We start from the raw sequence: 501 nt of genomic DNA, 5'->3' as shown, positions 1-501 counted from the left end.
TGGGGGCGGGATCAATATCCAAGACATCTACCCCCTATCCCCTTTACAGGAGGGTATCTATTTTCATCATTTGATGAGCGATGAAAATAACGGAGATCCTTATGTTTTGCCTCGGTTACTGTCCTTTTCATCGCCAGACAAGCGATCTACATTTATGGAAGGCTTAGGTTTTGTAATCGGTCGCCATGATGTGCTGCGTACCTGTGTTTTAAATTCGGGGCTTTCCCAAAATCTACAGGTGGTATTACGGGAAGTGGAACTGCCGATAGAAGCGTTATCCACAGATAGTAGCCAGGACATCCTACCTCAGGTAAAGAAAGCCATGGCCCCGGATAGCCTGTACATGGATGTGACAAAAGCCCCTCTGTTACGGGTAAAAGTAGCCGATGATGTAGCTAATGGAGCCTATTATTTGGTGTTGAATCATCATCATTTGATAATGGATCATATCGGCATGGCAAAGGTAGCAGAAGAGGTCATGCGCTATTTATCGGGGCAAGC

The 501-nt window shown here is 45.7% G+C and carries 1 protein-coding gene; it reads left to right on the top strand.

Going from position 1 to position 501, the window contains the following annotated elements; all coding sequences use genetic code 11:
• Positions 1–501 (top strand): condensation domain-containing protein (locus AC04NP_RS30640; protein WP_482863943.1); only part of this gene is annotated, 501 nt, incomplete at both ends.

The sequence above is a fragment of the Agaribacillus sp. DX54 genome, assembly GCF_056858335.1.
The sequence above is the reverse complement of the archived record's forward strand: the minus strand, read 5'-3'. Positions and strand labels throughout refer to the sequence as shown.